General features: G+C 68.1%; 23 protein-coding genes and 1 tRNA gene. 12 read left to right on the forward strand and 12 right to left on the reverse strand.

Translation table 11 applies throughout. The annotated features are described in order from the left end of the window. Window positions 1-231: 231 nt before the first annotated feature. Genes BKA04_RS03375 through BKA04_RS03385 form a run of 3 tightly spaced genes read right to left on the reverse strand, consistent with a single transcriptional unit; the run spans window position 232 to window position 2,709 of the window. Window positions 232-594, reverse strand: coding sequence for a VOC family protein (locus BKA04_RS03375; protein ID WP_104096605.1), 363 nt, complete (start codon window positions 592-594; stop codon window positions 232-234). 49 nt (window positions 595-643) lie between these two features. Then, window positions 644-2,314 carry an arginine--tRNA ligase gene (locus BKA04_RS03380; protein WP_104095147.1) on the reverse strand — a complete coding sequence of 557 codons (1,671 nt, stop codon included), beginning with the start codon at window positions 2,312-2,314 and terminating at the stop codon, window positions 644-646. A gap of 11 nt (window positions 2,315-2,325) precedes the next feature. Next, entirely contained in the window at window positions 2,326-2,709 is a 384-nt protein-coding gene (locus BKA04_RS03385) for a hypothetical protein (RefSeq protein WP_134542222.1), read from the reverse strand. A 4-nt stretch (window positions 2,710-2,713) separates the two neighbouring features. On the opposite strand from BKA04_RS03385, the gene BKA04_RS03390 reads away from it, so the two are divergent. Continuing rightward, the gene (locus BKA04_RS03390) at window positions 2,714-3,016 is read left to right on the forward strand and encodes a hypothetical protein (protein WP_134542223.1); all 303 of its coding nucleotides are present in this window, start codon (window positions 2,714-2,716) and stop codon (window positions 3,014-3,016) included. A 28-nt stretch (window positions 3,017-3,044) separates the two neighbouring features. On the opposite strand, the gene BKA04_RS03395 is transcribed toward BKA04_RS03390, so the two are convergent. Beyond that, on the reverse strand, window positions 3,045-3,509 hold the full coding sequence (locus BKA04_RS03395; protein WP_104095149.1) for a hypothetical protein: 465 nt from the start codon (window positions 3,507-3,509) through the stop codon (window positions 3,045-3,047). A gap of 81 nt (window positions 3,510-3,590) precedes the next feature. On the opposite strand from BKA04_RS03395, the gene BKA04_RS03400 reads away from it, so the two are divergent. Next, a tRNA-Arg gene (locus tag BKA04_RS03400) sits at window positions 3,591-3,663 on the forward strand. A 24-nt stretch (window positions 3,664-3,687) separates the two neighbouring features. Here the strand turns inward: BKA04_RS03400 and BKA04_RS03405 are convergent. Further along, window positions 3,688-5,364 (reverse strand): S53 family peptidase, encoded by a 1,677-nt coding sequence (locus BKA04_RS03405; RefSeq protein WP_134542224.1) that lies wholly within the window; start codon window positions 5,362-5,364, stop codon window positions 3,688-3,690. Window positions 5,365-5,417: 53 nt separating this feature from the next. After that, entirely contained in the window at window positions 5,418-6,188 is a 771-nt protein-coding gene (locus BKA04_RS03410; protein ID WP_104095150.1) for a DUF1353 domain-containing protein, read from the reverse strand. A 93-nt stretch (window positions 6,189-6,281) separates the two neighbouring features. Between BKA04_RS03410 and BKA04_RS03415 the strand changes: the two genes are divergently transcribed. Further along, a complete protein-coding gene (locus tag BKA04_RS03415; RefSeq protein WP_104095151.1) occupies window positions 6,282-7,415 on the forward strand; it encodes a glycerate kinase in 1,134 nt (377 codons plus the stop codon). A gap of 70 nt (window positions 7,416-7,485) precedes the next feature. On the opposite strand, the gene BKA04_RS03420 is transcribed toward BKA04_RS03415, so the two are convergent. Further along, window positions 7,486-8,928, reverse strand: coding sequence for a helix-turn-helix domain-containing protein (locus BKA04_RS03420; protein WP_408646435.1), 1,443 nt, complete (start codon window positions 8,926-8,928; stop codon window positions 7,486-7,488). A 98-nt stretch (window positions 8,929-9,026) separates the two neighbouring features. On the opposite strand from BKA04_RS03420, the gene BKA04_RS03425 reads away from it, so the two are divergent. The 3 genes from BKA04_RS03425 to BKA04_RS03435 all read left to right on the forward strand — a co-directional run bounded on the left by BKA04_RS03425 (window position 9,027) and on the right by BKA04_RS03435 (window position 12,344). Continuing rightward, complete coding sequence (locus tag BKA04_RS03425) at window positions 9,027-10,886, forward strand: phosphoenolpyruvate carboxykinase (GTP) (RefSeq protein ID WP_104095152.1); 1,860 nt, start codon at window positions 9,027-9,029, stop codon at window positions 10,884-10,886. A 143-nt stretch (window positions 10,887-11,029) separates the two neighbouring features. Next, window positions 11,030-11,578: a SigE family RNA polymerase sigma factor gene (locus BKA04_RS03430; protein ID WP_104095153.1), complete on the forward strand. Its 549-nt coding sequence runs from the start codon at window positions 11,030-11,032 to the stop codon at window positions 11,576-11,578. Next, entirely contained in the window at window positions 11,568-12,344 is a 777-nt protein-coding gene (locus tag BKA04_RS03435; RefSeq protein ID WP_104095154.1) for a hypothetical protein, read from the forward strand. Before BKA04_RS03430 ends, BKA04_RS03435 begins: the two co-directional genes overlap by 11 nt. Before the next feature lie 94 nt (window positions 12,345-12,438). Here BKA04_RS03435 and BKA04_RS03440 read toward each other — a convergent pair whose 3' ends face one another. Continuing rightward, a complete protein-coding gene (locus BKA04_RS03440; RefSeq protein WP_104095155.1) occupies window positions 12,439-12,993 on the reverse strand; it encodes a hypothetical protein in 555 nt (184 codons plus the stop codon). 159 nt (window positions 12,994-13,152) lie between these two features. Here BKA04_RS03440 and BKA04_RS03445 point away from each other — a divergent pair, with 159 nt between their 5' ends. Genes BKA04_RS03445 through BKA04_RS03460 form a run of 4 tightly spaced genes read left to right on the forward strand, consistent with a single transcriptional unit; the run spans window position 13,153 to window position 16,999 of the window. Continuing rightward, window positions 13,153-13,896 carry a PspA/IM30 family protein gene (locus tag BKA04_RS03445; protein WP_104095156.1) on the forward strand — a complete coding sequence of 248 codons (744 nt, stop codon included), beginning with the start codon at window positions 13,153-13,155 and terminating at the stop codon, window positions 13,894-13,896. A gap of 10 nt (window positions 13,897-13,906) precedes the next feature. Then, window positions 13,907-14,731 carry an arginase family protein gene (locus BKA04_RS03450; protein WP_104095157.1) on the forward strand — a complete coding sequence of 275 codons (825 nt, stop codon included), beginning with the start codon at window positions 13,907-13,909 and terminating at the stop codon, window positions 14,729-14,731. 44 nt (window positions 14,732-14,775) lie between these two features. Continuing rightward, a complete protein-coding gene (locus BKA04_RS03455) occupies window positions 14,776-15,576 on the forward strand; it encodes a crotonase/enoyl-CoA hydratase family protein (RefSeq protein ID WP_104095158.1) in 801 nt (266 codons plus the stop codon). Between the two features lie 16 nt (window positions 15,577-15,592). Next, window positions 15,593-16,999, forward strand: a complete 1,407-nt coding sequence (locus BKA04_RS03460; protein ID WP_104095159.1) for a dihydrolipoyl dehydrogenase family protein — start codon at window positions 15,593-15,595, stop codon at window positions 16,997-16,999. Between the two features lie 9 nt (window positions 17,000-17,008). Here BKA04_RS03460 and BKA04_RS03465 read toward each other — a convergent pair whose 3' ends face one another. Beyond that, on the reverse strand, window positions 17,009-18,235 hold the full coding sequence (locus BKA04_RS03465; protein ID WP_104095160.1) for a glycosyltransferase: 1,227 nt from the start codon (window positions 18,233-18,235) through the stop codon (window positions 17,009-17,011). Window positions 18,236-18,292: 57 nt separating this feature from the next. Between BKA04_RS03465 and BKA04_RS03470 the strand changes: the two genes are divergently transcribed. After that, window positions 18,293-18,727, forward strand: a complete 435-nt coding sequence (locus tag BKA04_RS03470; RefSeq protein WP_325052439.1) for a hypothetical protein — start codon at window positions 18,293-18,295, stop codon at window positions 18,725-18,727. Here the strand turns inward: BKA04_RS03470 and BKA04_RS03475 are convergent. After that, complete coding sequence (locus BKA04_RS03475) at window positions 18,712-20,133, reverse strand: amidase (RefSeq protein WP_104095162.1); 1,422 nt, start codon at window positions 20,131-20,133, stop codon at window positions 18,712-18,714. The genes BKA04_RS03470 and BKA04_RS03475 overlap by 16 nt on opposite strands. A gap of 54 nt (window positions 20,134-20,187) precedes the next feature. Here BKA04_RS03475 and BKA04_RS03480 point away from each other — a divergent pair, with 54 nt between their 5' ends. Continuing rightward, window positions 20,188-21,414, forward strand: a complete 1,227-nt coding sequence (locus BKA04_RS03480; RefSeq protein ID WP_104095163.1) for an LCP family protein — start codon at window positions 20,188-20,190, stop codon at window positions 21,412-21,414. Window positions 21,415-21,462: 48 nt separating this feature from the next. On the opposite strand, the gene BKA04_RS03485 is transcribed toward BKA04_RS03480, so the two are convergent. Together BKA04_RS03485 and glgP are read right to left on the reverse strand one after the other, a co-directional pair. Beyond that, window positions 21,463-21,828, reverse strand: coding sequence for a hypothetical protein (locus BKA04_RS03485; protein WP_104095164.1), 366 nt, complete (start codon window positions 21,826-21,828; stop codon window positions 21,463-21,465). Further along, window positions 21,821-24,409 carry an alpha-glucan family phosphorylase gene (gene glgP, locus BKA04_RS03490; RefSeq protein ID WP_104096608.1) on the reverse strand — a complete coding sequence of 863 codons (2,589 nt, stop codon included), beginning with the start codon at window positions 24,407-24,409 and terminating at the stop codon, window positions 21,821-21,823. The genes BKA04_RS03485 and glgP overlap by 8 nt, the downstream gene beginning before the upstream one ends. Between the last annotated feature and the right edge of the window lie 21 nt (window positions 24,410-24,430).

Consider the following 24,430-nt stretch of genomic DNA (forward strand, 5'->3'; position numbering starts at 1 on the left):
GCGCGCATAGTACGCGTCCCGCAATTCGAGGATGCGCGTCGTCAGGGAGTCGGCTTCGGCCTTCGCCTGTTCGAGCCCGATGGGCCGGTCTGCTTCAACCACGGGACAAGCTTAGAGCGGGCGGATGACACCGGATCCTGTGCCCGTGACCCACCGCGATCCACCCTCTCCGCGACCCCCGCAGCCCCTCCCGCAGGCTCTCCCGCAGGCTCTCCCGCAGGCTCTCCCGCATCATCCCCAGCAGAGGCAGAACGGATGCCCGGACGGGTCCGCGTAGACCTCGAAACCGTGCGTCCCGTCGAGGTCGCCCGCAGGCTGAAGAATCGTGGCCCCGAGGGCGAGCGCTTCCTGCCTGGCGGAGACGATGTCATCGACGTCCAGGTCGATGTGGGCCTGCTGCGGTGCGCCGTCCGGCCAGTCCGGGCGCACATGGTCCGGCGCGAGCTGGAAGGCGACGCGCGGCTCTCCGTCGACGAGGACGGTGTGCCAGTCGTCGTCGGCCACGACGGTCCCACCCAGCAATCCGGCCCAAAAAGTACTCTCCGCAGCGAGATCCGCGGTGTCGAAAACCGTGAGTTGACGTGAAATCTTCATGCCCGGAGCATCCCACACCGAACCGACATTCTTCGATCCTGGGCGACCGCTACATGCGCTCCGGCGCGGAGACCCCGAGGAGCCGGAGCCCGTTGCGCAGCACGACCCCGGCGGCGTCGTTCAGCCACAGGCGCGTCCGGTGCACGGCAGTGGCCGGCTCATCGCCGAGCGGGATGACGCGGCACGAGTCGTACCAGCGGTGGTACGCGGCAGCGAGCTCCTCCAGGTACCTCGCCACCCGGTGCGGTTCGCGCAACTGCGCGGCCAGCGCGACGATGCGGGGGAACTCCGCAAGGAGTCCGACGAGGTTGTTCTCCGTCTCGTGCTCAAGCAGCTCCGGCTCGAACGCACCGTGGTCGATTCCGGATTCCGCCGCGTTCCTGGCGACCTGGTGGGTGCGCGCGTGCGCGTACTGAACGTAGAACACCGGGTTGTCGTTCGTGCGCTTGGTGAGCAGTTCCGGGTCGAGGGTGAGCGGTGAGTCCGCGGGGTAGCGCGCAAGCGAGTAGCGCAGGGCGTCCGTACCCAGCCATTCGCGAAGGTCGTCGAGCTCGATGATGTTGCCCGCCCGCTTGGAGAGCCGTGCTCCATTGATGCTCACGAGCTGCCCGATGAGGATCTCGATGTCCGTCTCGGGGTCGTCTCCGGCCGCTCCGGCGAGCGCTTTGAGCCGATGCACGTAGCCGTGGTGGTCGGCGCCGAGCAGGTAGATCTTGTGCGCGAACCCGCGGTCCCCCTTGTCGAGGTAGTAGGCGGCATCCGAGGCGAAGTAGGTGTAGACGCCGTTGCTGCGACGAATGACGCGGTCCTTGTCGTCGCCGAAGTCGGTCGTGCGCACCCAGACCGCGCCGTCCTCCTCGAACACGTGCCCCTGTGCGCGCAACCGGTCGATCGCGCGCTCGACCGCGCTCGTGCCCGCGTTCTCGCCGGAGTCATCCGGCTCGTGCAGGGAGCGCTCGCTGAACCAGACGTCGAAGTGCACGTTGAATTCTTCGAGTGATTCGCGGATGTCCGCGAGCTGGAGCTCGTAGCCGGTCTCGCGAGCGATCGCGAGGCCCTCGTTTCGGCCGAGGGTGAGGATGTCCGGGTACCGGGCCTTCACGCGTGCCGCGAGATCCGCCACGTACTCGCCGGGGTATCCGTTCTCCGGGGTCGGCTCTCCGGTGAGCGCTGCGAAGATGGATGCGCCGAAGTTGTCCATCTGGTTGCCGGCGTCGTTGATGTAGAACTCGCTCACCATGTGCGCACCGGATGCCGTGAGCACGCGTGCGATGGAGTCGCCGAGAGCCGCCCAGCGGGTATGGCCGATGTGCAGCGGGCCGGTCGGATTCGCGGATACGAATTCGAGGTTGATCGACTGGCCCGCGAGCGAGTCGTTCCGTCCGTATGCCTCGCCGCTGTCGACGATGGACTTCGCGATGGAGCCCGCGGCCGCGGCATCAAGCCGGATGTTGATGAAGCCGGGACCTGCGACATCGACTCCCGCGACACCGGGGATCGCGCCGATTCCGGCGGCGAGCGCGGCGGCGAGCTCGCGCGGGTTCGTCTCGAGCGGCTTGGCGAGCTTCATGGCGATGTTGAGCGCCCAGTCGCCGTGGTCACGATTCTTCGGACGCTCGAGCGTGACGTCGTCCAGGCTGACGGTGACGGAACCGCCTCGCAGGCCGAGTTCCGCGCTGACGATCGCGTGGATGGCGGTGGCGAGTTCGGCTGGGGTCACGAGAATCGATTCTATCCGGCGGCGATCGGGTCTTCTGCGGCGTTGCGGTGCCGCAGTCGACGACCGGGCGGCGAGAATGAACCGGTGCTGACACGGAGATCTGCCATCCGGACGACGTTCGTCGCCATCGCGCTCTCGGCGATGGTGTCCCTCACTGGATGCATGTCGCAGGGACAGCCGGCCGGACCGTCTTCGTCGCCCTCGATCTCTCCATCGACCGACGCTTCGCCCTCCGACTCGCCGGCGCCCACGAGTTCCTCGAGCGAGTCCGCGACGCCCGACGACGGCCCGACACCCGTGTCGATCCCCTGCGCATCCGTGGTCGACGCCCAGACGATATACGACTTCAACCCGAATTTCGGCCTGCTCGGCTCCTTCGCGCCAGGCGCGAACACCCTCGTGGCACGTGCCGCGGCCGATGACGGAACAATATGCAGGTGGGTCAACCAGACGAGCGGCGCCACGATCGACATCGGAGTCTCGAGCCCAGGGGCAACCGCTTTCGCCGCCGCAAGGTCTGCAGCGAGGTCCGGTACGCCGGTCGGGGGGCTCGGCGACGAAGCGTACTTCACGGTGTCCGGCGGCGTCGGAGTCCTCCAGGCCTTCGCCGGGTCGATCTGGGTCACGGCCTCATCCGAGTACTTCGCAGTACCTCAGGATGCGACCACGATCGTGGCGAAGGCCGTCGCCGCTGGCCGCTGACGCCGGCCCCGTGCACCACTGCGCGGTCTCAGATCCGCTCTGCAACCAGCACCGCCAGTACCGGCAGGCCGAGGCTCATGAGCCCGATGAGGGAGCGCAGCACGCGGGCGACCGCCGCGTTCCTGCGGAGTCGGCCCGGATCGCCCCCTCCGGAGGCCGCGGCGCTGCGCAGGGAGGTCATCCGACGCGCCTGGACGATCCCGACGGCGATGACGGGAAGAAGGCCGACGGCGAGCACGAGGATACCCCAGGTGATGGGGGCCGGCTCCAGGGTGGCCAGGGCGAGCGCAGGCAGGACGACGAGCACGGCGGTGGCCGCCACGAAAGAGGCGAACCGCCGCCCGAACACGCGAAACAGCGCGATGCGATCGGCGGCCGCGACAGTCGTCTGCGTGCTCGACGACACGATGGCCACGGTGACGACCCCACCCACCCACACGCCTGAGCCGATGGCGAGGAGCACCGCAAGCATCCGCACGCCGTCGAAGTCCACGTTGCCAGCCTATTGCGGCGCCGATTCGGCGACAGCGAATCCTCAGGGGTTCGCGACTGGTAACCTTGTCACGCACTCCTGGCCCCCATAGCTCAGGGGATAGAGCGTCTGCCTCCGGAGCAGAAGGCCGCAGGTTCAAATCCTGCTGGGGGCACCTGGTCCCTTGATCCGCAGGACGTCACTCGACCGCCGCAGCGAGACCGGCCAGGATGGCTGTGCCGTCCGGCGTGCCGAGCCCCGTGCAGGCATCCCACCCCTGTCCTGCGGAGTATGAGCCGTTGTCGCCGACCGTGATGTCGCGGAATCCGGTCGACATTCCGTAGAGCTTCGGTTGCAGCAATCCGAGCGGCGTGCCGAGGGATTGGGCGAAACGCGCGACAAGTGCGGCCCACAGTGGCGCGACAGCGCTCGTTCCGCCGTACACGGCCCTGACCCCGTGAACGAGCACCTGGTAGCCGGTGTTGGGGTCCGCGTTGCCCGCGACATCCGGCACCCCCCGACCGGGCGCCGCTACCCGCGCGCCCTGCCTGCCTGCGCCGGGGATGCCCACGCCCGACTGCCACGCCGGCATACCGAACACGTCGCTCACACCGCCACCGGTCGCACCACCCCCCGGCCCGTCATTCCAGACGACCTCGGAGATCACCGCCGCGGCAGTCGCCTGGAGTGTCGTTCCGCCGCAGGCGAGCGCATGCGGGCTGGATGCCGGGAAGTCTGCGTGATCCGACCCGTCCCGGCTGCCGTTCGAGCTGCCGTTGTCGCCCGCAGCGGCGGTGACGGTCACCCCGAGGGCGACAGCATCCAGCAGCGCATCGTCCATGGCGCCACGCGCCTGGGCCGTCCACTGGTCCTCGCTCTGGCCCCAGCTGATGCTCATGGCCGTCGGGGTCGGGATCGCGTGCGCGGCATCGGCGATCGCGTCGAGGAATCCGGCATCCGTATTGGGCGCGAAATAGACGACGAACGATGCAGCAGGGCACAGCGCTCCTGCGACCTCGATGTCGAGCAGCACCTCGCCATCGGCGCCATCCTGGCCTGTGCCCGGCGCGTTCGCGGCGCCGTCCACGCCCACGGCCGTCACGGATGGGGTCGGCAACTCGAGGCCGTTGAAGTACGCGTCGAGATCCGAAGGTCCGTATCCTCCGCCCAATTCGATGATCGCGATCGTCTGTCCCGTGCCGTCGGTGTCGGCGGGAAAGCGGTAGATCTCCCCGAGTTGGGGCGGCGTATAACTGACGGAGACAGCGTGTGGAAAGGCGATGCGGAATTGCGCACGAGCCTGCGGACGATCGTCGAGGCCGAGCACCGCTGTGACGATGCCATCGAGCTCCTTCGGGATGCTGAGGCCGCCGGTGCGATGGCGATGCTCGCAGCGTTCGGCGGCCGCCCCAGCTGGCGCGATGCTCGTCACCGAGGCGAGGGTCGTACCGAATGCCTCGCACACCCGCGCGGTGGCCCCGGACACGTGCACCCTGCGCGAGGCGATATCAGTGTCGAGGACCGTCAGCCCCACCCGAGTCATGGTGTCGACGACGAGTGCGATATCGGTCGGATCCGCACCGTGGGCCGCAGCCGCATCCGCCGGGGTGCTGTGCGGCGCGAGGGGATCCGGTGCCACAGCGGCCGACTTCCGCCGCACGACGAGGGTGACCATGACCGTGCCGCCAGGATCCAGCGGCACCGCCGCAGGCCGCGCCCCCTCGGCCGGCGGTCGCTCGCTGCCGGGCAACGGGACGAGCTCCAGCGGTTCAGAATCAGGAGGCCGTGGCGTCGCCTGCCGTGGCGTCGCCTGCTTCGGCGCCTCCCGGCCCTGGCCCGGCGACCCGGATCCCGCGTCCCCGTTCGGTTCCGTCATTCTTCCGGTCTACCCCCATCGATCGCCTCAGGCAAGGTGCCGTCCGATCGACGTCAGCGACCGGCGCGGAAGAACGGGCCGAGCTGCGTATCCGGCTTGTGATCGACGAACGGGCGATCGACGAGTTCCCTCACGAGGACCTCGAGCACCCAGTACGGGATGAGCGCGAGCGTCTGCAGCACCATGAGCGGTGCGAGAACGGCGAGTCCATAACTGCCCCAGGCGAGCAGGGGCGCCTCGGCGCGCCAGGCGAGCGAACCGACCGCGGGAGCCAGGAGGAGCAGGAGCCAGAGCGGATGTCCCGTGCTGAGGATCACGGCGAGATGGACGGCGGCAGCACCGAGAGCGGTCTGGACCGTCATGGCGGCGAAGCGAATCGGAGCGTGTGCCAGGTATCGCCAATAGGACACGACCGTCCACATGAGCCATGCGCGCAGGAGCGGCACTTTCTGCTGACGCAGTCCCACCCGGAAGAGCCTGTCGTCCGCCCGACGAGCACGCAGCGCCTCGGCAGTCGGCATTGCCCGCGCCAGCTCGCTCTGGTGATCGTGAAGTATCGCCGGCGCGCTCTGCCGGCCGTACGATGCGATGAAACTCCAGAACACCCACGGCACCGATGCGAGGTCAGTGCGGTTTCCCGGCCCCGGGTTGTCGCTCGGATGATGCGCCGGCGCCCAATGGGTCGGATTCGTCTCCGAGTCCTCCGGCCCGGGATGCTCGCGGAACCCGATCGCCCGCATGAGCTGGAAGTAGTGCCCGTCCTCCGGCGCCTGATTCAATTCGATCACTCGAAGCGGAGCACCATCGGCATCGACGTACGGCATCGTGTCCCTCCCCTGGGATGGCCAACCTGTCTGCCTCGATCCTCCCACCGGAACCGGGTCCCGCCGCTGACCGGAGTGCGCCAAGCTTGGTTCATGGTGGATTCGCTCACGGTCATCATCGCCCCTGACTCCTTCAAGGGGTCGGTGACGGCGGGTGCTGCTGCGAGCGCGATATCGGAGGGCTGGATGCAGGCCCGACCCGATGACACCGTCATCCTCCTCCCCCAGGCCGATGGAGGCGAGGGTACGCTCGATGCGATCGAGGCCGCCACCCCGACCGCGGTGCGCCACCGTGTCGGCCCGGTGACGGGTCCAGACGGCCGCCCGACGCCCGGCGAATTCCTCGAGCTCCCCCATCGCGAGGCAGTCGTGGAGCTCGCCCAGTGCAGCGGTCTTCCCCTCATGAGGGAACCGGATGCCCTGCACGCGACCACCCGGGGATTGGGCGAGGTCATCCGCTCCGCGAACGAGGCCGGGATGCGCTCCATCGTGATCGCGCTCGGCGGCTCAGCATCGACTGATGGCGGCTCCGGCGCCCTCGCCGCACTGGGCCTCGGCCTCCTGGACTCTCGCGATTCGGCACTCCAGGACGGCGGGGGCGCCCTGGTCTCCCTCGAGCGGGTGACGACCGATGGGCTCCTGCCACCGCCACCCGACGGAGTGACGCTCCTGGCCGACGTCACAGCACCGCTCCTCGGGAAAAACGGTGCGGCGCGCGTGTTCGGGCCTCAGAAGGGGGCGGATGCCGATGGCATCCGCATCCTCGAGGCCGGGCTCTCCCGGCTCGCCGCTGTACTCGGTGGCGACCCGGATGCACCGGGCAGCGGCGCAGCGGGTGGCACGGCGTACGGGTTCACCACGCTGTGGGGTGCGACCGTCACGTCGGGAGCTCGCACGGTTCAGCGGTTGACCGGGTTGTCTGAGGCGATCGCGACGGCCGATGTCGTCATCACGGGTGAAGGACGTTTCGACGCGAGCTCCGCCACCGGGAAGGTCGTCGGGGAATTGCTCGCGCTCGCCGCCGGGCACGGGGTGCGGACGGGAGTGATCGCGGGACAGGTCGCAGCGCCGACGACGGCGTGGACGTGCGCACTGGCGGAACTCGCGGGCTCCGCCGAGGCCGCTCTGGCCGACCCGATGCAGCACCTCGAGCGAGCAGGGCGTGAGGCGGCGGAGTACTTCGGATCCGGTTTCGATACGCGCCGAACGCTACCCGACCAGCGTTGACCCTTCTCCCGCTGGCCGGATGCCGGCGAAGCCGGTGCATCGAAACCACGCCGACGTGGCCGCGCCACCGTCACGAGCCGGAGTGCGCCTCCAGGAAGTCATACAGCTCGGTGTCGTCCACACCCGGGAAGGTCCCGGATGGCAGCGGGGAGAGGATGTGGGCGTGCAGCTTCGCACTCGCCCACGCCTTCCGCGACCACCGCGACGCGAGGTCGCCTGATGGCCGCCGGCAGCAGCTCGCATCCGGACAGGTGGATGCGCGGCGGTTCGTCGTGTCGCGGCCCCTGAACCACTTCGCGTCGTTGAACGGCACCCCGAAGGTGATCGAGAACTCTTCGGCCTGTGACGTCCCGATCTGGGTCGAGCACCAGAAGGTTCCGGCGGGGGTGTCGGTGTACTGGTAGAACTCCGTCGTGCGGTTCGTCCGCTCGAACGCGAGCCTCGCGCTCCAGTGTCGGCAGACGATCTGGCCCTCCGTCGATCCGGTGATGTCGGTGGGAAACCGCAAACCGTCGTTCTCATAGCCCTTGTAGAGCGCCCCGTCCTCGCCGACGCGAAGGAAGTGGACGGTCATGTCGAGCTGGCTGGTCGCAAGGTTCGTGAACCGTAGCGCGGCCGCCTCGTGGGTGACACCGAACGCATCCCGGAAGTCCTCGATCGCGAGATTGCGCTCCGCCTTCGCTGTCGAGAGGAAGTCCACGGACTGCTTGAGAGGCATGAGGCACGCCGCCGCGAAATAGTTGATCTCGAGCCTCTGGCGCAGGAACTCCGCGTAACTGCCGGGCTCATGGTGGCCGAGGAGCCGGTGCGCGAGGGCCTGCAGGGCCATCGACCGGAGTCCGTGTCCGCCGGGGATCGATGCGGGCGGGAGGTAGATGCGGCCGTTCTCGAGGTCGGTGACCGATCTCGTCGAGTGCGGAAGATCGGCGACGAAGATGAGCTCGAAACCCAGCTTCTTCGCCATGAGGCTCACCGTCCGGTGCGTGAGGGCTCCCGTGGCGTGGCCGACCTGGCGAAGCTGTTCCTGCGCGAGCTTCTCGATCTCGGGGATGTAGTTGTCCTGGGTGCGCATGAACTGCCGCAGCTCCGTGTTCGCCCGGCGCGCCTCCTCCGGCGTGGCGATCGCCTCCTTCGAGCGTCGCGCCAGCTCGTGGTGCAGCCCGACGAGCGCGTCGAGCGTGTCATCCGGCATCGTGCGCGTCGCGCGGATGCTGGGCAGCCCCAGCGCCGCGTAGACCGGACTGCGCTGCATGCGCTCGAGCTCGATCTCGAGCGCGGCTCTCGCGGTGGGCGGCGCAGGGTCGAGAAGGTCTGAGACCTCGATCTCCAGCGTGCCGGCGATCGACTGGAGGAGCGACAACCGCGGTTCCCTGCGACCGTTCTCCATGAGCGAGAGCTGGCTCCCCGCGATCCCGACCCGGACTCCCAGTTGGTCGAGGGTCAGCCCGGCGTCGGTGCGATAGTGGCGGATGCGCTGGCCCAGCGTCACGAGATCGGTCATGGATTCCACCATAGTGAAAGTTTTGGCGTTCTTTCCACCACATTCCCCGCAAAATCTGCGTTTCGAGGCGCAGGATGGTATGAGAATCGGATTTTGACGAGGAGGCCGGCATGACACTCACCGCACCCCACAGGACACCTGGTGCGACAGCCGATCACGCAGAAGACCGCTCGCTGCGTGACAGTGCCCCGACCTCGGTCGTGCAGTGGGTCGACGAGATCGCCGCCCTGACGAAACCGGCCGACATCCACTGGTGCGATGGCTCCGCCCAGGAGTACGACCGCCTCACCCGCGAGATGATCGAGACCGGGACCCTGATCCGCCTCAACCCGGAGCACCGCCCGTACAGCTTCCTCGCCCGCAGCGACCCGAAGGATGTCGCGCGCGTCGAGGCGCGGACCTTCATCTGCTCGGAGAACCAGGACGATGCAGGGCCGACCAACAACTGGCGCGACCCGGTGGAGATGCGTGCGACCCTCAAGGAACTCTTCGACGGCAGCATGCGCGGCCGGACGATGTACGTCATCCCGTTCTCCATGGGCCCGCTCGGAAGCCCGTTCGCGAAGCTGGGCGTCCAGGTCACCGATTCCCCCTACGTGGTCGCCAGCATGTCGATCATGACGAGGATGGGCAGGGCGGCCCTCGACCTCATCGGAGAGGAGACACCGTGGGTGCCCGCCGTGCACAGCGTTGGCGCGCCGCTGCTCGACGGCCAGGCGGATGTCCCGTGGCCGTCGAATCCGACGAAGTACATCACGCACTTCCCGGAGACCAGGGAGATCTGGTCGTTCGGGTCCGCCTACGGCGGCAACGCGCTCCTGGCCAAGAAGTCCTTCGCGCTGCGCATCGCATCCGTCATCGCCCGCGATGAGGGCTGGCTCGCGGAGCACATGCTCATCCTCAAGGTCACCAACCCGCGCGGACGGATGTTCCACGTCGCGGCCGCCTTCCCCTCCGCGTGCGGGAAGACGAACCTCGCCATGCTGCGCCCGTCGATTCCGGGCTGGAAGGTCGAGACGATCGGTGACGACATCGCCTGGCTGCGGCCGGGCAAGGACGGCCGATTGCGGGCCATCAACCCGGAGGCCGGGTTCTTCGGAGTCGCACCGGGAACGAGCACGTCGACGAACGCGACGGCGGTCGACACGATTTGGGGCAACACGATCTTCACCAACGTCGCACTGCGCGACGACGGTGACGTGTGGTGGGAAGGTCTCACCGAGGAGCCGCCGGCCCACCTCACCGACTGGCAGGGCAACGACTGGACGCCTGAGTCCGGAACGCCTGCCGCACATCCGAACTCCCGTTTCACCGTTTCCGCTCGCCAGGCTCCGTCGATCGCCGACTCCTGGGACGACCCGGATGGCGTCGTCCTCGACGCCATCATCTTCGGTGGCCGCCGCGCCCACAACGTGCCGCTCGTCGTCGAGGCCCGCGACTGGGAACACGGCGTGTTCATGGGCGCGACGATCTCCTCCGAGCGAACGGCAGCAGCGGAGGGCAAGGTCGGCGAGCTTCGCCGTGATCCCTTTGCCATGATGCCGTTCTGCGGCTACAACATGGGCGACCACTGGTCGCACTGGCTGCGGATGGGCGAGACCCTTCGCACCAACGCCACCGTTCCGCGCATCTTCCAGGTCAACTGGTTCCGCAAGAGCGATGACGGGCGATACCTGTGGCCCGGATTCGCCGAGAACTCCCGTGTTCTCGCCTGGATTCTCGATCGCGTCGATGCGCAGGTCGGCGCGCAGGAGACCCCCCTCGGGCTCGTCCCGCGGGCGGGCGGCATCCCGCGAGACGGTCTCGACGTGAGCGACGAGGACTGGGACGACCTGTTCGCCATCGACAGGGACGCCTGGCTCGACGAGCTCGCCGGTACCGAGGAGTTCCTGCACACGTTCGGCGAGCGCCTCCCCGCAGCACTCCCTCGCCAGCTGGCCGACATCCGGGAACGGCTCGAGAAGAAGTAACGCGTGCCCTCCGGGTACCCAACGTTCTTTGCGTCTCCTGCGTCTTAGTGGGTATGTCGACGATTTCGCCTGCTCGTGCGCACGTCACTGTCCGCGGAGCGCCCCTGCCCATCAGAATGGGCTCAGCGAGAGGAGCGCAGTCGATGGCCGAGCGCGCGGGTGAAGGCTCTGTTCCCTCCTGGGAGCAGGTCGTCACCCGACTCGTGGCGGAGCGGGGCCCCGCATTGGAACGTTACGCATACCTGTTGTGCGGAAACGCGGATGACGCGGCAGACCTCGTGCAGGATGCGCTCGTGAAGACGTTCGGTCGACTTCGCAACGGCTTCACCGTCTCGAGCGCCGAGGCTTACGTGCGGAAGGCAGTGCTCAACACCTACCTCGACAATGGAAGGCGGAAGACCCTGTGGCGCCGCATCGCCCGCCTCGAGGCGACGGAGGCGACCCTGGATGAGCCCGTGCCGTCGAGCGATCTTCGCATGGATCTCGCCGGTCGGTTGCGCGCCTTGTCACCCCGGGAACGCGCTTGTGTCGTCCTCCGGTACTACGAGGACCTGAAGGTCGACGACATCGCGTCACAGCTCGGCATCAGCTCCGGTGCCGTGAAGCGGTACCTGAGCGACGCGCTGGCGAAACTGGCGATCGTCTTCGGAGCGGACGAGGCCGAAGGTACGGGAGGTCGACGTGGCGACTGAGTCAGAGCTGCGGAACGAGTTCCATGCAGCGTCGGACGCGCCGACCCGCGGAATCGATACTGCCGCGGTGCTCACGCGGGCGCGCGCACGACGAACACCGAGACTCGTGGCGTTCTCCTCCCTCGCCGTGCTCGCCGTCGCCGGCGTCACGACGCTCGGCATCACCTCGCTTCCCGGCCTGCTGCCGAGCCGGGGCGGAGCACAGACCGCCGCAGACGCACCGTCATACTCCGAACCCGATCCCGGAACGGTGAAGGGTGAGGACTCCGGAGGCAGGGTGGGCCTCGGTGGCGGTCTGGAGCAGCTCAACCGGTGCGCCCAGCCCGTGACGGTACCGACGGCGGTGTCCGGCGGTCTGAGCCTCTCCGTCGAATTCCCGACCACCGCATCCGCCGACGGTTCGGTCGTCACGGGTACCGTGCGCATGACCAACACGGGCTCGACGCGCATCACGGGGTCGACGGCCTCCTCGCCGTTCATGACGCTCTCGCGCGACGGCATCGTCTCCTGGCACAGCAATGGGCCCATGGATTCGCGTGGCGTCCTCATCGACCTCGCCCCCGGCGCCTCCGTGGACTACACGGCAGAGGTAAGACTGGTCGTCTGCTCGGCGCAGGATGAGACCGGCGACGGCTTCCGCGAAGCGCTGCCGCCGCTCGGTCCCGGGGCTGCAGCTATCAGCGCTGCCATCGTGTTCCTGCCGGATGCGCCCGGTGCAGGCGGAACGCTCGTCATGAGCCGGCTCGTGCCCGTCGACCTTCGCTGATCCCGCCAGGCGCGCGTGAGGAAGCCGCCGTTAAACAACGCAGCGATCGCTGCCACAACGCTGGGGCAGCGATCGCGCGTTGTCTTGGGACCGGCTACTTCCGATTGAGGAGGTAGAGCAATCCAGTCAGGGCCACCACGATAGCGAAGATGAGGCCGATCACCCAATTGGCGAGCGCGGTGACACCTCCGGTCGCACCGAGGAAGTAGAGGAGCGCCATCAGGAAGACCGCGTACATCGCCCATTTGGCAAGGCCCCTGGCCACCTTCTTCCGCGTGATGGCATATGCCCCGGCGAGCGTTCCCAGCACGAGGAGAACGGCGATGACCCAGAGCCAGGTTCCGGCGACGGCCACGCTGAAGATCGGAAGCAAACCCCACAGAAGGGCACCGAGCGATGCCGCAGCGAGGCCCAGCTTGCCGAGCAGGTCGTTCCCGACGGCGCCGTTGGAGCCGGTCTCGCCCCATCCGACCAGGAAGAACCCGATCGCCACGATGATGAGCCCGATGATCCCGAGCCACTTGGCGACATCCGCCCCCGTACCGTTCGCCGCGAGGAGCTCGTTGATCACCCAGAGGATGCCGCCGACGAGCAATCCGCCGCCGCCGTACAGGCGCCAGTTCGCCGTGTTCCTGTCCACAGTTGCCATGGTCGATTCCTCTTTCGGATCTTTTTCTCACGGCCACGTTGACCGCGACGGCCCCATTGTGGCAGCGTCGAGCTCCGCTGTAAATGACCCACTTCCGCCCGGAGTTGGCGCTCCACTACCTTTGAAGTTAGCTCTCGAGCTCCAACGGAAGGAATCAGGATGGTAAAGCAATCCATTTTCGGCAGGATCGCGCAGCTGGCCAAGGCCAACATCAACGCACTGCTGGATGCCGCAGAGGATCCCGCGATGATGCTCGACCAGATGGTGCGCGACTACACCAACAACATCGCGGAGGCGGAGAGTGCGATCGCCCAGACCATCGGCAACCTCCGCCTTCTGGAGCAGGACCATGCCGAGGATGTCGCCAACGCCCAGGACTGGGGTGGAAAGGCCCTCGCGGCGAGCCGGAAGGCCGACGAGCTGCGTGCAGCGGGCAATGGGACCGACGCGGACAAGTTCGACAATCTCGCGAAGGTCGCACTCGGTCGCCAGCTCGCCGCCGAGAAGGAGGCGAAGACCGCCGAACCGACGATCGCCAGTCAGACCGAGGTCGTCGACAAGCTCAAGCAGGGTCTCGACGGCATGCGGGGCAAGCTCACGGAGCTCTCCTCCAAGCGCGACGAACTGATCGCGCGGGCCAAGACCGCGAGCGCACAGCAGCAGGTCATGGATGCCATGAAGAGCATCGATATCCTGGACCCGACGAGTGAGATCAATCGTTTCGAGGAGAAGATCCGGCGCGAGGAGGCCAAGGTCCTCGGGCAGCAGGAGCTCGCCGCATCGAGTCTCGATGCGCAGTTCGAACAGCTCGCGGACTCCGACAAGGAGATCGAGGTCGAGGCGCGGCTCGCTGCGTTGAAGGCAGGCTCCGACCCGCTGAGAGCAGTGACCTCGGGAGAGTAATCTCTACGCGATGGACGCCAGTTTTCTCATCGCACCGCAGTGGCAGGGCTCGGGGTCGACCAGAGCCCTGCAACTGACCGACGGTGCGAACGCCATCCGCAGCGACCTGCCGTCGTCGCGAACGAGAGTCATCGACGTGCCCCTCGGCGCCGGGGAGAGCCTCGGCAGCGGTGTGCGCAGGATCAGCGCGATCCAGATCGTGCGGGACCGCTGCGCCGAGGCGCTCGCCGACACCACCGGTCTCGTCGTCACGATCGGAGGAGATTGCGGGGTGGAACTCGCTCCCGTCTCGCACGCCCTCGCCGGGCACGCGGATGACCTCGCCCTCGTCTGGTTCGACGCGCATCCGGATGTCAATACTCCCGAGAGCTCGCCGTCGGGCGCCTTCCACGGGATGGTGCTGAGGACGCTTCTCGGGGACGGCTTCCCCTCGCTCGTTCCGGATGCCCCGTTCCCGTCAGACCGGGTGGTTCTCGCCGGAGCGCGCGCGTTCGACGAACCGGAGGCGGAGTGGATCGCCGAGCGCGGCATCCGGATGCTGCCGCCCGGCGAGCTCGGTGCGGATTCGCTCATCGCCGCGATCGAGGCGACGGGCGCAGGGCAGGTCTACCTCCACATCGATCTCGATGTGCTCGACCCGGCCGAATTCTCTTCGCTCGGCTATCCGGAACCCTTCGGACTCTCGCTCGCCACCCTGCTCGAAGCGATCCGCGCTGTCGGGGCGCGGTTCCCGATCGCGGGGGCCGGACTGTGCGAGTTCGCCCCATCTTCCGCCGAGTCCGCTGCGGACGACCTCCCCACGATCCTGAGGATCATCGCCGCCATCACCGCGTGACAGCAGGCCGGGGATGCCCTCGCCATCCCGCCTAGGCTGGCGTCATGAACGATTCGGACGCCTCATCGCCGCGCATCACCGTGGAACGGGACGGCCACGTGCTTCTCATCGGATTCCACCGACCGGACAAGCGCAACGCCGCCGACCTTCGACTCCTGCATGAGCTCTCCCTCGCCTACGTCGAGCTGGAGCGGGACCCTTCACTGCGTGCCGGCTTCGTCTTCGCCCACGGCGACCACTTCACCGGTGGGCTCGATCTGGCGGATGTCGGCCCGCGCATCGGCCCGGACGGCCTCGACATCGTCCCCGAGGGCGGAATCAATCCGTGGGCCATGGATGGCCGCGCGGTCAGCAAGCCCGTCGTCATGGCCGTCCAGGGCATGTGCCTGACCCTCGGAATCGAGTTGATCCTGGCGAGCGACATCGCCATCGCCGCGGACTCCTCCCGGTTCGGCCAGATCGAGGTGAGCCGCGGCATCCTGGCCTTCGGCGGGGCGACGATCCGCCTCCCCCGGGCCGTCGGGTGGGGAAATGCCATGCGGTGGCTCCTCACCGGGGACACCTTCGACGCTGCGGAGGCCCTGCGGATCGGTCTCGTGCAGGAGGTCGTGCCTCACGGCGAGCAGTACTCCCGAGGGCTCGAGCTCGCGCAGCGCGTCGCAGCGCAGGCGCCGCTCGCCGTCCAGGCGACCCTCGCGAACGCCCGCGCTGCGGTGCGGGAGGGGGATGCCGCAGCCGAGCGCGAGCTTCAACCCGAGCTCGTGCGCCTGGCCGCGACGGAGGACGCCAGGACCGGCATGGAGTCGTTCCTCTCCCGAACGCCGGCAGAGTTCACCGGGCGATGAGGCGTAGCCTCGACGGATGAACGACTACGACGTCATTGTCATCGGGGCGGGATCCACGGGCGAGAACGTTGCCGATCGCGCCAGGGCGGGCGGCCTGACCGTCGCGATAGTGGAGGACGAGCTTGTCGGAGGCGACTGCTCCTATTGGGCGTGCATGCCATCCAAAGCCCTGCTCCGCAGTGCCGCCGCCCTGAGGGCCGCGCAGAACGTGGCGGGGGCTGCCGAGGCGGTCACCGGAGACCTTGACGTGTCCGCGGTCTTCGCCCGACGGGACAGGACGGTGCACGACTGGGACGATCGTGGCCAGGTCGACTGGGTCGAGTCCGTCGGCATCGACCTCGTGCGCGGCCGTGCAGAACTCACCGGCGTCCGGGAGGTCGCGGTGAGGGATGCCGACGGCGGAGAGCGCATCCTGACCGCACGCCACGCGGTCGCGGTGTGCACGGGATCCGCCGCGTTCATGCCCGACATCCCCGGGCTCCGCGATGCGAGGCCGTGGACGAGCCGGGAGGCCACGAGCGCCAAGACCGCCCCCTCGAGCCTTGCGATCCTCGGAGGAGGAGTCGTCGGCGTCGAGATGGCCACCGCATACGCCGGGTTCGGCACAGAGGTCACGGTCGTGTCGCGTGGCAGCCTGCTGAGCGGCCAGGAGCCGTTCGCCGGTGAGCTGGTGCAGAAGGGCCTCGAGTCGCTCGGCGCGACGGTGAAGACCGGCGTTCAGGCGCTCTCGGCCCACCGGGAGGACGACCTCGTCCTCATGGAGCTCGACGACGGGTCGACGGTGACGGCGGAGGAGGTTCTCGTCGCCACCGGCCGCACCCCGCGAACGCACGGAATCGGGCTCGATCGCGTCGGGCTGACGGATGGCGACTGGCTCCAGGTCGATGACAGCCTGCGGGTTCGCGGGGTCGACTGGCTGTACGGGGTCGGGGACGTGAACCATCGCGCACTGCTCACCCACCAGGGCAAATACCAGGCGCGCGCCGCGGGCGACGTGATCGCCGCGAGGGCGAACGGAGCGGAGATCGAGGATGCCGCGTGGGGGCGCCACGTGGCGACGGCCGATCACCGCTGCGTGCCCCAGGTGACGTTCAGCGAACCGGAGGTGGCGTCCGTCGGTCTCACCGCGGCGGCGGCGGCCGAAGCCGGCCTCGACATCCGCGTCGTCGACTACGAGCTGGGGCACGTTGCCGGATCCAGCCTGCACGCGGACGGCTACCACGGCCGGGCGCGCATGGTCGTCGACGAGACGCGCCGCGTCATCGCCGGCATGACCTTCGTCGGGCAGGATGTTGCGGAGCTTCTCCAGGCGGCGACCATCGCCGTCGTCGGCGAGGTTCCCATCGACCGGCTGTGGCACGCGGTCCCCGCGTATCCGACGATGAGCGAGATCTGGCTGCGCCTGCTCGAGTCCTACCGCTGACGACGGTCCCTAGAGACTGCCGTACACACTGAGCAGGGCGGTGGCCGACGCCGCCCAGGTGTAGCCGAGCGCGTGGTCCCTCGCGCTCGCCGACAGCCGCTCGAGTCCCACCGCATCGTGGAGGAGGTCGGAGATCGCCGACGCCCAGTCCTGGGGGTCCCGCGAATCGACGAACACCCCTGACACGCCCTCCGCGATCGACTCGAGCATCCCGCTGCCGCGGAATCCGACGACCGGCGTGCCGCTCGCGGCGGACTCGAGCGCCACCAGCCCGAAGGTCTCACTGTGCGAGGTCACGAGCGTGAGCGTCGCGACAGCGAACAGGCGTGCGAGCGCATCCCGGGACTGGGCACCGACGAACCGCACATCGTCCACGACGCCGAGCTCCCCAGCGAGGCTCCGGATGCCGAGCGCGTAGTCCTCGTCCCCCGGTGTCGCCTCCCCGGCGATGACGAGGACGGGGGCGGCGGCGCTGCGCATGTGCAGAAGCGAGAGGGCGCGCACCGCCAGCTCCTGGTCCTTGAGCGGCTGGATCCTGCCGGCCACGACGAGGATGTCACGGCCGGATTCGATGCCCAGTCCCTCACGGACGCGATCGCCGTCCCGTGCCCGGTTCGGCCTGAAGAAGTCCACATCGACGCCGGGTGGAATCACCCAGACCCTGTCGGCGGGCGCGCCGACAGCGTCGATCAGGTGGGTCGCCTCGGAGGCGGAGCCCGCCACGATGGCAGAGGCTTCCCCGGCCAGGTAGCTCTCCGACCGAAGCCGCCGTTCGGGCTCGAGTGGTGCCCCCGGTGTTGACAGCGCGTTCTTCATGGCGGCGAGCGTATGGAAGCTCTGCACGAAGGGGATCCCGAGTTCGAGAGCGACCGGCAACGTGGCGATCCCGCTCAACCAATAGTGTGCGTGCACGATGTCGTACCGCGACCCGGCCCGACCGGCCAGTGCTGCGACCGCCTCCCCGAACTCGTCCGACACGTCGGCGAGCGCATCCTTCGCGATCGGCCCCTGCGGGCCGGCACTCAGTTCGTGCAGAACCACTCCGGGCTCCAACTGCCCCGAGGTGGGAGTTCCGACCGCGCGCGTCATCACGTCGACCTCCAGACCCAGACGGGCGAGCTCCCGCGCGAGAGAGCGCACGACGACGTTCATGCCGCCGGCATCCCCCGTCCCCGGCTGGGACGCGGGCGAGGTGTGGAGCGAGACGAGCGCGACGCGCGAAGGGAGCCCGGTCATGGCAACACTGTATTGCCTCTCATTCCCGGGGAGCCGGGAGGTGCTAGAACAGTGGCCATGGGTGTTGCCGGTTCACGCGTCGAACGGATGGCGAAACGCATGGTGCGGTCCGCATCCTCGACCGGGTGGATCCGCGCGACAGCACTGGCACCGATCGTCGCGAGACCCGGTTACTGGTTCGCAACGCTCTGCGGCCTCCTCTGGGGGACCGTGCTGAGCCTCGGCCGCATCCGACCGATGGGCGGCGTCATCGTCGCACGCAAATGCCCCCGCTGGGCGTTCGGCCGCGGCGGTACGACCATCGGGGCGGTCTTTCTCACCCACGACGCGATCTCGCCCGGGGTCCTCGCCCACGAGGCCGTCCATCGTGCGCAGTGGAAACGGTACGGGCTCGCGTTCATCCCGCTCTACGTCGCCGCAGGGCAGAACGGCCTGACGAACCGGTTCGAGATCGAGGCCGGCCTGGAGCGCGGCGGTTACGTCCACCACTGAGGCGGATGCCGATCCTGCCAGCGAAGTCTCCGCTCCAGCTGGGCGCCGAGCGCCAGGAGAACGTGCTCCCCGCCCGGCCGACCGATGAGCTGGACACCCATGGGCAGGCCCTCGTCCGTGACGTGGACGGGGAGGGTGATCGCGGGAAGCCCCGACACATTGACGAAAGAGGTGAACGGCGTGTACTGGACCTGCTGCGCGAAATTGAGTTCGCCATCCGCCTGGTCGTACCAGCCGAGAGGGCGCGGGGTCATGGCCAGCGCTGGAGTGAGGATGGCATCGAATCCGGCGAACTGACGGATCAGCGACCGCTCGAAGGCGGCAAGGTCGGAGAGCGCCTGCGCGAGATCGAGCGCACTGAGGTCGCGTCCTCGTGAGACGAGCCAGCGCGTGAGCGGTTCGAGAAGTTCCAGTTCTGCGCCGTGCGCCGGGATCGCCGCCGCCCCCGCCTGCCAGAGGGTGCGGAACGCCGGCGCATAACGGTCGTCGGGTTCCAGGGCCGTCGAATCGACCCCGTGCCCCATCGCGTCGAGTTCTCGGACGGTGACATCCAGTGCCGCCGACGCCTCCGGCTCGATCCGGATGTCGTAGGCGCCATCCCACGGAGAGGTCGTCATGACACCCACCTGGTAACGACCGTCGCCGCGGACCGCCGCACCGAGAAGCGGGCCGCCATCCCACTGCGGAGCGCGCACAGCGAAGGGATAGTCCCCTCCGGAGACCATGGCGTCGAGGAGCATGGCCGCGTCGGCGACGGTGCGTGCGAGCGGACCTGGTACGACAAGACCGCCGAGCTTGTCGACGCCGGAGCCCGCCGGAATGAGTCCGCGGGATGGCTTCACGCCGACGAGTCCGCACGCTGCGGCGGGGATGCGGATGGATCCGCCGCCATCGGAGCCCGGGGCGAACGGCAGCAGCCCGGCCGCGACGGCGACGGCGGCGCCACCGCTCGAACCGCCGGCGCCGAGCGCCGTGTCGTAGGGGTTTCGCGCGGGAGGGCCGACGAGGTTCTCGGTGTAGCTCGGGAGGCCGAACTCGGGGGCGTTGGTCTTGCCGATGCTCACGGCCCCTGCGGCGTCCAGCACGTCGACGAGCTCGTCGCTCTCCTCGGGCACGTAGTCCGAGAACAGCCGTGAACCGTATGTCGTGCGCACACCCTTGCGCGCCACGAGGTCCTTGTCGGCGAACGGGAGCCCCCAGAGCGGCGCAGTGCGGGGAACATCCGACTCGACCTGCCGCGCCCTCGCGAGCGCGGCGTCCGGGATGATGGTGAGGAATGCGCCCAGGCCCGTGTCCAGTCGCTCACTTCGCGCGAGGTAGTGGCCGACGAGTTCGGAAGGAGACACCTTCCCCTCCTGCAGCCAGGTCCACTGCTCGAGCGCGGTGAGGTGGTGGAGTTCGAACACGAATCAAGCCTACGCGGGGCCAGTTCTCAGGGAATCCTGGCCTAGTATCAGTGCGTGACTGATCTGCGCCCCCGAGCTTCTCGCAGGGCATCCGACCCCACCATCGCGCGCCACGGTCGACTCCGCTCCGCCGGGCCGGTCGCGACCATCGTCAGGTTCGTCGCCGCAGCGGTTGCCGTGGTGCTCGTGAGCGGGGCGGCCGTTGCCGGCTACGCCGTATGGGACATCTCCAACAGCGTGAAGCCAGGAGTCGCTCTCATCGGCGAGACCCTGGGGCCACCGCCGGACATCGGTGCCATCGAGGGCGGCGTCAACCTTCTGCTGGTCGGCAGTGACAGCGGCGGCGGCGACAAGCGGTACGGTTCTCGCGGCGAGACGCTCAATGACGTGACGATCCTTCTGCACATCTCCGCGGACCACACCAATGCGACGGTCGTGAGCTTCCCGCGGGACCTCTTCGTGCCCATCCCGTCGTGTCCGAAGGTCGGACAGCCGGGCAGCTGGGGCGCCCAGTCCTCCAACAAGATCAACGTTGCGCTCGCCTATGGCGGGCTCGCGTGCGTGGTCAAGACGGTGTCCGACCTGACCGGGCTCTCGATTCCCTTCGCGGCAAAGATCGAATTCAACGGCGTGATCGAGATGTCGAACGCGATCGGCGGTGTCACCGTGTGCGTGGCGAGCGCCATCAATGACGGCCAGATCGGATTCCACCTCTCGAAGGGCATGCACACCATCAAGGGCTGGAACGCGCTCATGTTCCTCCGCAGCCGGTACGGCGTCAACGGCGGAACCGACCTCGCCCGGATCAGCAACCAACAGGTGTTCATGTCTGCGCTCGTAAGGCAGGCGCGGGACAGTGCGACTTTGACCGACCCGATCAAGGTGTACGGCCTCGCGAAGGCGGCGGTCGACAACATGCAGGTGTCCAACAGCCTCAGAAACCCGATCACGATGGCATCCATCGCCCTCGCGCTCAAGGACATCGACCCGCGGAACATCCAGCTCATCCAGTATCCGAGCCGATTCGGCAGTAGCAACGGGGAGGGAGGCGTCCTGCCGATCCAGGATGCGGCGAACGTCCTCTTCGCGGCGATCAAGAACGACCAGCCGGTGAAGCTCAGTGGTGCGACCGGTCCAGGCTCCAGTCTCGACCCCAAGGCGACGACCGCCCCGATCGATCCTTCCAGCCAGCCCCTCGACAATGTCGTCAAACTGCCGAGCACCATCACGGGCCAGAACTCCTCACAGCAGACCTGTTCCAAGGGCCAGACCTACCGCTAGCATCGCCGCCGAGAATCGTCGCCGGTGGAATCGGGAGATTCGGCGCGCCTACTCGAGTTCTGCGCGGAGCGAGGCGAGCAGCCGTGCGAACTCCGCGGGGGTGTTCTCGATCACCCGGCGGCCGGCCAACCGGCCGAGCCGCTGCCCGGATTCCGCGACGTTGACGAGCGCGTGCTCGACCCGCGAACCCGTGTCATCCGGGATCACCCGGTATTCGGCCCGATACCACCAGCCGCCCTGGACGATCACCAGCCATGCTGCGGGATCCGCGGTGAACGCACTCTGCGCGTTCTCCCCCGGATGAAAGCGCTGGGCGATGGCGTCGAAGACCTGACGCGGCCGTGCGCGGATGTGCCCGTCGAGTTCGTGAAGCACGACCGCGTGCTCAGGACGCTCCCTGGGTGCCTCAGGCACGATCCGAGCCGACGGCGGTCGCGACAAGGCCGAGTTCCGCCTCGCTCGCCAGCCCTGCATGGCGAGGAGTGACCCTGACGGTGTATCCGAAGCTGCCGGCCCGGTTGAGCGTGACCGTTCCGCCGAACTGCACGACGCCGGCAGCACCACCGGCGCCTTCCGCCGTGTCGTCCGGGGTCAGCTCGAGGCGCTGGGGTTCGACGAGCTCGTCGTTGGAGTGCGCGAACCCGTAGAGCAGCTCGACCGAGACATCGTCGATCGACAATCCGTCGAGCTGGATCTTGGCACGGACGTGGAGCTCGTCGCCCACCTCGGGGACCGCATCCACACCACCGGATTCGACATGGCTCACGGCGACGCTCGGCCACGCGGCCACGATCTTCGCCTTCCAGGCGGCGAGGTCACGCGCTCCCGCCGCGGAATCCGCTGTGAGCTGCGCCGCTGAGCCGGCCGCAGGAATGTACAGCCGCTCGACGTATTCGCGCACCATCCGATCCGCGCTGAGCGCGGGCGACAAGGACGCGAGGGTGTGACGGATGGACTCGACCCAGCGAGTCGGGATCCCTTCGTCATTGCGATCGTAGAATCGCGGAGCGACCTGGTGCTCGATGAGGTCGTAGAGCGAGGCGGCCTCGAGCTCGTCCCGCTCCGCGGAGTTGCCGGCCGCGTCCGCGCTCGGGATGGCCCAACCGTTCTCCCCATCGAAGAACTCCGCCCACCAGCCGTCGAGGATCGACAGGTTGAGCGAGCCGTTCATGGCGGCCTTCATGCCGCTCGTCCCACACGCTTCGAGTGGACGCAGGGGATTGTTCAACCACACGTCGGTACCGGGGTACAGGACCTGCGCCATGCCGATGTCATAGTTCGGCAGGAAGACCAGGCGACCGCGGATGTCCGGCTCGTTCGCGAACCGGACGAGCTGCTGGATGAGGCGCTTGCCCTCGTCATCCGCAGGATGCGATTTGCCTGCGACCACGATCTGCACCGGCCGCTTGGGGTCGAGAAGGATCGAGCGCAGCCGATCCTCGTCGTGCAGCATGAGCGTGAGCCGCTTGTAGGTCGGAACCCTTCTGGCGAACCCGATCGTCAACACGTCGGGGTCGAGAAGGTGGTCGTACCAGACCGGGGCAGCCGCTCCGGGGTTCTGTTCCTCCCAGGCCTCCTTCATACGGCGGCGGGCGTCATCGACGAGTTTGCCCCGAAGCTCGCCGCGAAGCGCCCACAGGTCGGTATCCGAGATGGCATCCGAAAGCCAGTCGCACGAGGTCGTGTCACGGTCGCCCGTCCGCTCCTCGGCGAGACGGGCCACCGAGCGATCGGTCCAGGTGGGGGCGTGAACGCCGTTCGTCACGGAGGTGATGGGCACTTCGGCGCTGTCGAAGCCGGGCCACAGCTGACCGAACATCTTTCTGCTCACCTGTCCGTGCAGTCGGGAGACCCCGTTCGCGCGCTGCGCGAGCCGCAGGCCCATGACCGCCATGTTGAACGTGTCCTCTGTGCCTCCCTCGTAGTCCTCTGCACCGAGCGCGAGAACGCTGTCGACGTCGACGCCGGGAAGCAGGTCCGTCGAGAAGTATCGCGTGATGAGCGCGGAGTCGAAGCGGTCGATGCCGGCAGCCACGGGAGTGTGGGTCGTGAACACGGTTCCCGCCCGGACCACTTCGAGCGCCTCGGCGAACGTCATGCCGCCGCCGATGAGGTCGCTGATGCGTTCGAGGCCGAGGAAGCCGGCGTGGCCCTCGTTCGTGTGGAACACCTCGGGGGCCGGCGCGCCGGTGAGGCGGGTGTACATCGCAATCGCGCGCACCCCGCCGATGCCGAGGAGCAGTTCCTGCAGGAGGCGGTGTTCGCCGCCACCGCCGTACAGGCGATCGGTGACCGACCGGTACTCGTCGGCGTTCTCCGGGACGTCGGTGTCCAGGAGGAGAAGTGTGACGCGCCCGACGGCGACCTGCCAGATCCGTGCGTACAGCACCCCGTGGTCCGGAAGGGCCAGGGCGACCTGCGCCGCGGTGCCGTCCGGCCGTCGCAGCACGGTGAGCGGAAGCCCATCCGGGTCGAGGATCGGGTACGACTCCTCCTGCCATCCGTCGGAGGAGATCGCCTGTGCGAAGTAGCCCGAGTGATAGAACAGCCCGGCGGCGATGAGCGGAACGCCCAGGTCGGATGCGCTCTTCAGGTGGTCGCCGGCGAGAATGCCGAGGCCGCCGGAATACTGTGGCAGCGCGGCGGAGATTCCGAACTCCGGGGAGAAGTAAGCGATCGACTGCGGAGCATCCGGACCGAGCGACTGGTACCAGCGGGGCTCGCTCAGGTAGGCGTGCAGGTCGTCCCGAAGCGCATTGGCCCTGGACAGGAAGCCCTCGTCGTTCGCGAGCTGCGCGATACGGTCGGAGTCCAGCATCCCGAGTACCGCGACCGGGTCGTGGGCCGCAGCCTCCCACGCCTCGGGGGAAAGCTGTTCGAAGAGTTCGCGCGTGGGCAGATGCCACGACCAGCGCAGGTTCGTCGCCAACTCATCCAGGACTCCGAGGGCGGGCGGAAGGACGGGCTGAACGGTAAATCTCTTGATGGCTTTCACGATCAACCAGCCTAGGCGAGT

This window comes from Terrimesophilobacter mesophilus, from assembly GCF_014200375.1.
Lineage (GTDB): Bacteria > Actinomycetota > Actinomycetes > Actinomycetales > Microbacteriaceae > Terrimesophilobacter > Terrimesophilobacter mesophilus.

Coding starts and splice junctions, on each gene's coding strand:
- BKA04_RS03375 (WP_104096605.1), bottom strand. CDS start 594: ATGAAGATTTCACGTCAACTCACGGTTTTCGACACCGCGGATCTCGCT.
- BKA04_RS03405 (WP_134542224.1), bottom strand. CDS start 5,364: ATGACGGAACCGAACGGGGACGCGGGATCCGGGTCGCCGGGCCAGGGC.
- BKA04_RS03410 (WP_104095150.1), bottom strand. CDS start 6,188: ATGCCGTACGTCGATGCCGATGGTGCTCCGCTTCGAGTGATCGAATTG.
- BKA04_RS03415 (WP_104095151.1), top strand. CDS start 6,282: ATGGTGGATTCGCTCACGGTCATCATCGCCCCTGACTCCTTCAAGGGG.
- BKA04_RS03420 (WP_408646435.1), bottom strand. CDS start 8,928: ATGGTGGAATCCATGACCGATCTCGTGACGCTGGGCCAGCGCATCCGC.
- BKA04_RS03425 (WP_104095152.1), top strand. CDS start 9,027: ATGACACTCACCGCACCCCACAGGACACCTGGTGCGACAGCCGATCAC.
- BKA04_RS03430 (WP_104095153.1), top strand. CDS start 11,030: ATGGCCGAGCGCGCGGGTGAAGGCTCTGTTCCCTCCTGGGAGCAGGTC.
- BKA04_RS03440 (WP_104095155.1), bottom strand. CDS start 12,993: ATGGCAACTGTGGACAGGAACACGGCGAACTGGCGCCTGTACGGCGGC.
- BKA04_RS03445 (WP_104095156.1), top strand. CDS start 13,153: ATGGTAAAGCAATCCATTTTCGGCAGGATCGCGCAGCTGGCCAAGGCC.
- BKA04_RS03450 (WP_104095157.1), top strand. CDS start 13,907: ATGGACGCCAGTTTTCTCATCGCACCGCAGTGGCAGGGCTCGGGGTCG.
- BKA04_RS03455 (WP_104095158.1), top strand. CDS start 14,776: ATGAACGATTCGGACGCCTCATCGCCGCGCATCACCGTGGAACGGGAC.
- BKA04_RS03460 (WP_104095159.1), top strand. CDS start 15,593: ATGAACGACTACGACGTCATTGTCATCGGGGCGGGATCCACGGGCGAG.
- BKA04_RS03465 (WP_104095160.1), bottom strand. CDS start 18,235: ATGACCGGGCTCCCTTCGCGCGTCGCGCTCGTCTCGCTCCACACCTCG.
- BKA04_RS03470 (WP_325052439.1), top strand. CDS start 18,293: ATGGGTGTTGCCGGTTCACGCGTCGAACGGATGGCGAAACGCATGGTG.